Annotated in this window: 7 protein-coding genes and 1 pseudogene; 3 read left to right on the top strand and 5 right to left on the bottom strand. The window is 47.4% G+C overall.

Features of this window, described 5'->3' with window-relative positions:
* On the top strand, positions 1 to 189 hold a 189-nt coding region (locus tag WBV75_RS11540; RefSeq protein ID WP_424120744.1), incomplete at its 5' end, for a redoxin domain-containing protein.
* 32 nt (positions 190 to 221) lie between these two features.
* Here the strand turns inward: WBV75_RS11540 and WBV75_RS11535 are convergent.
* On the bottom strand, positions 222 to 1682 hold the full coding sequence (locus WBV75_RS11535; RefSeq protein ID WP_424120743.1) for a TonB-dependent receptor: 1461 nt from the start codon (positions 1680 to 1682) through the stop codon (positions 222 to 224).
* Between the two features lie 88 nt (positions 1683 to 1770).
* Between WBV75_RS11535 and WBV75_RS11530 the strand changes: the two genes are divergently transcribed.
* Together WBV75_RS11530 and WBV75_RS11525 are read left to right on the top strand one after the other, a co-directional pair.
* Positions 1771 to 2535 carry an MBL fold metallo-hydrolase gene (locus WBV75_RS11530; protein WP_424120745.1) on the top strand — a complete coding sequence of 255 codons (765 nt, stop codon included), beginning with the start codon at positions 1771 to 1773 and terminating at the stop codon, positions 2533 to 2535.
* A gap of 4 nt (positions 2536 to 2539) precedes the next feature.
* A complete protein-coding gene (locus WBV75_RS11525; protein ID WP_424120742.1) occupies positions 2540 to 3034 on the top strand; it encodes a hydrolase in 495 nt (164 codons plus the stop codon).
* Positions 3035 to 3117: 83 nt separating this feature from the next.
* On the opposite strand, the gene WBV75_RS11520 is transcribed toward WBV75_RS11525, so the two are convergent.
* From WBV75_RS11520 to WBV75_RS11505, 4 genes and pseudogenes are all read right to left on the bottom strand, one after another.
* The gene (locus WBV75_RS11520) at positions 3118 to 3786 is read right to left on the bottom strand and encodes an alpha/beta hydrolase (RefSeq protein ID WP_424120741.1); all 669 of its coding nucleotides are present in this window, start codon (positions 3784 to 3786) and stop codon (positions 3118 to 3120) included.
* Entirely contained in the window at positions 3786 to 4112 is a 327-nt protein-coding gene (locus WBV75_RS11515) for a hypothetical protein (protein ID WP_424120740.1), read from the bottom strand. The genes WBV75_RS11520 and WBV75_RS11515 overlap by 1 nt, the downstream gene beginning before the upstream one ends.
* Positions 4113 to 5366 carry a dihydroorotase gene (locus WBV75_RS11510; protein ID WP_424120739.1) on the bottom strand — a complete coding sequence of 418 codons (1254 nt, stop codon included), beginning with the start codon at positions 5364 to 5366 and terminating at the stop codon, positions 4113 to 4115.
* Positions 5363 to 5867: pseudogene (locus WBV75_RS11505) on the bottom strand (hypothetical protein); the annotation flags it as partial. The pseudogene WBV75_RS11505 and the gene WBV75_RS11510, both read right to left, overlap by 4 nt.

The raw sequence follows: 5867 nt of genomic DNA, 5'->3' as shown, positions 1-5867 counted from the left end.
CTGCTTGCAGACGAAGATCGCACGGTGATCGAGGCTTTTGGCGTTTGGGGCCCTAAAAAGTTTATGGGAAAGGAGTTTGACGGGATACACAGAAAAACCTTTATTATAGATGGCAACGGGATTGTAGAACGCGTTATCGATAAGGTTAAAACTAAAGATCACGCAGCCCAAATACTGGACGGGGAATAGGGACGGTTCACTCAGGCAGGATGCTCAGGGGGTTATTCAACTTCCTGGGTAGCCTTATTCTTTTTAGGAAGAAACAGGTGGTTTTCTTTGATCGTGGCGGCTACACCATCGGGTAGCATTTCTTCCCAGCCCTCCTTGTGATTTGTAATTTTCTTCAGAACATCCCTGGAGTAAATATCAAGTACCTCTGGATCGTAGTCGATGATGTCCATGACCTTTCCGTTGTACTTAAAGAATTTATAGAGTTCCTTCATACGAGGATGCACCTTGATGTTATTGCTGGTAAGGATTCGACCAGTTTCAGGATCCCGCATCGGATAGAGGTATACAATCAGATTTTTGAAAAAGAGCTTTCCAAATGCCTCGAGTATACCACCACTGAGGTGACGGTAGTATTTCTCATCAAACACATCGATGAGATTACTCACGCCCATAGTCAGGCCCATACGCTCTTTGGTGTAATTGTTAAAGTACTCTACCAACTTAAAGTACTCCTGGAAGTTTGAAATCATAACCATATGACCCAGAGAGCAAAGCAGTTCTGCCCGATCCATAAAGTCCTGTTCGTCGATCTCTCCGGAAGCCTTTAAGTTTGAAAGGGTGATTTCAAAAATTACTATGGTGTTTTCTTCTTTGACGGTTTGCTCCCGGATAAAGATGTCATAGGACTTTTGAAACATGTCCATATTGACCTTGGTTACCGGGCGGAAACTCCCGCGTAAGGCCAAGATATTCTTCTTGTAGAGTACCGCTGCAGGCAGCAGGTTGTTCCCGTCTGATCCGAACATGACAGCATCAGTCATGCCGTTTTTAATGAGCTGAAGACTCATCAGCCGGTTGTCGACTTCGGAAAAATTGGGTCCCGAAAAGTTGATCATATCGATCTCCAGGGTATCCTTGTCGATATGGTCATAAAGGTATTTCAACAATTTACGCGGCTTGTCGTATTTAAAAAAGGCGCCATAAATCAGGTTGACACCAATGATGCCAAGGGTTTCCTGCTGTAACCGGGCCTCATTTTGGCGAAAGCGCACATGCAATACAATTTCATCGAATTCCTTCTGTTTCGGATCCAGTTGAAATCGGATTCCCAGCCAGCCGTGTCCCTTATAGCGTTTCGTAAAATCTATGGTCGCCACTGTATTGGCATACGAAAAGAAAAGCCTGTCGGGGTGCTCCTCCCTTGGAATCCGCTCTTCCATCAGACGCATTTCGTGTGAAAGCATCTTTTTGAGGCGACTCTGCGTCACATAGCGGCTATCGTGTTCAATGCCGTAAATGGCATCACTAAAAGCCTTGTCGTAAGCGCTCATGGCTTTGGCTATAGTTCCGGATGCACCTCCAGCCCTGAAAAAATGGCGCGCGGTTTCCTGCCCGGCACCTATTTCGGCAAAAGTTCCGTAAATGTCTGGATTCAAATTAATGCGAAGGGTCTTTGCTTTGACGGAAGGAACGTTTTCAAAGGCAAATTCATTCTTTTGCACGGTGGCCATAATGGAGAGCTTATAAGTATCAAAGGTAAAAAGATTGAACGAGTCAAGTAATAAATAAGTTATAAATTTGGATAAAATAGACCAGCGGTTGAAGATCACATTTTTGGGTACCGGAACTTCGCAGGGTATCCCGATAATCGGGAGCTCAGATCCCGTATGCCTGAGTTCCGATCCGAGGGATAAGCGCCTCAGGGTTTCGGTGTTGGTCCAGGTGGACAATCTGAATTTGGTCATAGATTGCGGGCCTGATTTCAGGCAACAAATGCTTCAAAACCCCGTCGAACGCTTAGATGCTGTTTTGTTCACACATGAGCATGCAGACCACACGGCTGGAATTGATGACATCCGCCCCTTTTTTTTCCGACAGGGAGATATCCCGGTCTATGCGCACAAGCGTGTACTGGCATCTCTCAAAAGGAGGTTTGACTATATCTTTGCCGATGAGAACCGCTACCCGGGAGCTCCTGCGGTGGACATCCATGAGGTAGAGCGAGGCAAGCCTTTTGCTTTGGGCCCCCACTGGATTACGCCCGTAGAGGCATGGCACAACAGGCTTCAGGTTTTTGGTTATCGAATAGGTGACTTTGCCTACCTGACGGATGTTAAAACGATACAGCCAGAGGAAATCGAACGCCTCGAAGGCCTTGAAGTACTCGTTGTAAATGCACTCCGAAAGGAACCCCACCACTCCCATTTTAATTTAAAAGAAGCCCTGGCATTTATAGATCTGGTAAAACCGGAACGCGCCTTTTTAACCCACATCAGTCATAAGATGGGTTTTCACGCTGAAGTTGATGCTGAACTGCCCGATCACGTCCACCTGGCTTATGACAATCTTACTATAACCCTTTAAATTCATGCAAAAGAACCTATTTCAGTACCTCTTTATTTTCGCAGCACTCATTGCCCTGTACCTGGCTGTAAGTGGATCCAGAAAGCTCCAGAGCCGCGAGGCAGAAATCGACGTTTTACGGCAAAATGTCAGTGAACTCGAAGATTCGCTGAAACAGAGTACCCTCAGAATTCAGGACATGCAGTATTTTAGCCTGGAGAACAACGATGATGCCCTTGCGTATACAGATCATCTGGATCTGGAGAATCCTTCACGATATATTGCCGACAAATTGCTGGAAACCAATGAGACCCCTGGAAACAATCCGTTGGTGCCCTATGAAGGGATGAACGGAGATTTTAAATTAAATAAGATAAAACTCCTGAATCACCGTTGGATCATCGTAGATTTTTCGGATGGTCAATACTGGGGGGAACTGCTGTTGAATTATGAAGTTCAGGATGATCTCAGTGTGGATTTCACTTTGATGAACCATTTGCTCTATACGCGCAGCCAATAGGGGATCGGCATTTCCAGGTCCAGTCGATCCATCCTCCAACCCTGTTTTTTTCAGTATGCCCTCTGAAAGGGAAATCCTCCCTGTCAGTACTTCCCGTGAAGCCAGCCTTTAAAGGATCCGAGGTTTTCCGCAGACACCCCATGGCCGACGGGATATTCCTCATAGGTTACATCAATACCCTTAGATTGAAGGAAGGCTACAGACTCCTGAGCCCATGCCGAAGGTATTATGGGGTCTACCTGCCCGTGGGAGGCGTAGATCTGAAGCTTGTCCAGGTTGCCGGAGGCGTAGTTTTCACTGAGCATTTCCGGATCGACGTACCCGCTTAAGGCAATAAGGGACTTGATGCGGTCGGGGTAGGTGAGGGCCAGGGCGTAACTGAGGATGCTTCCCTGGCTAAAGCCCAGTAAATTGATCCGCTCAGGATCCAGGGGGTATTCTTTTACGGCCTCATCAATACATTTTAACACCAAATCCCTGGAATCCAATGCCTGGGGAATATCATTCCATTTACCCTGAGGCCCTTCAAAATTAATGGCATACCACGCATGACCAAAAGGCTGGATATCGTAAGGCGCCCTGAAAGAGACGATAAACAGATCTTCCGGCAGCTGATCAGCAAAGGAAAAAAGATCGGCTTCATTGCTGCCGTACCCGTGAAGCATAAATAAAGCAGGGGATAATCCGTTTTTACCGGACCCCGGGCGGATCAGGTGTTTAAGGGGGATATTGTCTGATGGGTGTAAAGACATTACTTAATAAATAAAAACCAACGTTGAAAGTAATCGCCGACAAGGGGAACAGATTTCTTACGACCCTGAACCGCCGCGAGGAAACCATAGATCCAAAGGACAAAATAACAGGTGTATAAACCGATCCAGGCATAAGGGTGCCACCACTGACTCAGAAAAAGGGCAAAGCCTAAAAACCCCAGATGGAGCCCGAAAGCCTGCCGGGTATGAAACCGTGCAAATTCGTATTTGGGTTCGGCATTCATGGTGAGGGCAATAAGCGCTCCCACCATAGTCAGGTATGCCACTATGGCGATTGTCTTTCCCCGGGGGTGCTGCGAATCCATCTAAAAAAGGGTTTTATCACCACGGATAATGCCATACACTTTCCCCATTAGCGGAACGTCTATAAACATTGAATTCGAAGAGGTACTCAACATGTCTTTTGGCGTCAGGGTAAAATCCGCCGAAGGATTAAAAAGGGTGAGGTTGGCCTGTTGTCCCGCTTCTATAGTGGTCTTTTCCAAACCAAATCGCTCCCGGCCCCGGCCCAGAATCCCCGCTGCCATTTCAGGCCCGAATAAGGTGTTGAGGACTCCAAAGGTTTCTTCTAAACCGAGTGCCCCGAAAGCGGCCTGGTCAAATTCCTTTCGTTTTTCCTCCACATCCAGGGGGCAGTGATCAGAAGTGACGTAGTCGATTACGCCTTCCCGCAACCCCTTCAACAATGCCTTCACCTCACCTTTATCGCGTAGAGGGGGCAGGGTTTTAAAAACGGAATCAAATCCATCGAGAGCCGCATCGGTGTGCCAAAGGTGGTGAACAGCCACACTGCAACTCACATCCAGTCCTTTCTTTTTTGCCGCATCGATCAGGCGAACAGCCGCTCCCGTGGAAATGGTGGGAATATGTAGTTTTCCCCCCGTATATTCCAAAATAGCGAGATCCCTGGCTACTCTGAGCGATTCCGTAAGTGCAGGGATGCCTCGTAAACCCAGTTTTAATGAAACTTCTCCTTCGTGCATCTGACCTTTGGGATTCAGTTGACCGTCTTGTGGAAAGGAATATACCGGGCTCTGAAAATTCTGCGTATATAGTAGGGCTAACTTCAGGAGGTTGGGATCGTCCAGGCTATTCTTATAATCGCTAAAGGCCACGGCTCCTGCACTGTGCATATCAAACATCTCAGAGAGCGCTTTCCCTCTGGATTCCATGCTCACAGTCCCCATTGGGAACAGGGCTGTACAGTGGCTTTTGGCGGTCTCCTTTAAAAACACGATATCCCCGCCGGTATCCGGGTGGGGCTGTGTATTTGTGTTCAGTACAATTCCCGTAAAACCACTCCTGCCGGCAACTTCCAGGCCGTTCGCGAGGGTTTCCCGCTCCTCGTACCCCGGTTCTCCAAAACTTACACTACTATCAAACCAGCCCGGGGATACATACAGATTCTCCCGCTCCACCACTTTCACCTTCTTATCTGCTGAGATACGTTTTCCGATCGAGGTAATGTGCCCTTTTTCAATGAGGATATCCCTTTGCTGCATATGAAGGGAGGCCTGGGATTTGTCGATGATGGTGGCAGACTTGATCAATAATTTCATCGCATCGTTTTTTGAAGTATCATTTCGGCCATCAGAAAAAGCACTGCTAAAATAACAAACCATTTCCAAAGGGAAGTGACCCGGGTGCTGTTTTGATACTCGGTAATCAGGCTGGCAGTATCTGAATACGTTTCAAAAGTTGCCGGAATCGCAGGTGGAGTGCTGGCCTGTATACTCTCCAGGCGGGGATAATTAAAACTCACATACTGGAGGGTATCTCCCCGATACTCAATGTCATAATTGCCGCTAAGTTCAGGTTCGGTTCCGAAATACAAACGCGTTTTTCTTGAAAAGGACTGCTGCAGGGGGATGAAGTCATATTCGGACGCCTGAAGTTTTAAGATTTCATCCTCCTGAAGGGCTACTTCCAGATCTAAAACAGCATTTTGACCTATCTGAAAATACAGATCGGCCCTGGGAAGGCTTCCCCGGCCTATAGAATAGAACGTCGGGACAATGAGGGGGGACTTTCTGAAATTGCTGTTTTCTCCGCTCAGGGGT

It is taken from the genome of Robiginitalea sp., assembly GCF_049588695.1.
In the GTDB taxonomy this organism is placed as follows: Bacteria; Bacteroidota; Bacteroidia; order Flavobacteriales; family Flavobacteriaceae; genus Robiginitalea.
Note: the sequence above shows the minus strand (reverse complement) of the source record. Positions and strands in the feature narration are given on the sequence as shown.

Bases quoted from the DNA above. Each gene is read 5' to 3' on its own strand.
- WBV75_RS11535 (WP_424120743.1), bottom strand. From the start codon at position 1,682: ATGGCCACCGTGCAAAAGAATGAATTTGCCTTTGAAAACGTTCCTTCC.
- WBV75_RS11515 (WP_424120740.1), bottom strand. From the start codon at position 4,112: ATGGATTCGCAGCACCCCCGGGGAAAGACAATCGCCATAGTGGCATAC.
- WBV75_RS11510 (WP_424120739.1), bottom strand. From the start codon at position 5,366: ATGAAATTATTGATCAAGTCTGCCACCATCATCGACAAATCCCAGGCC.
- WBV75_RS11525 (WP_424120742.1), top strand. From the start codon at position 2,540: ATGCAAAAGAACCTATTTCAGTACCTCTTTATTTTCGCAGCACTCATT.
- WBV75_RS11520 (WP_424120741.1), bottom strand. From the start codon at position 3,786: ATGTCTTTACACCCATCAGACAATATCCCCCTTAAACACCTGATCCGC.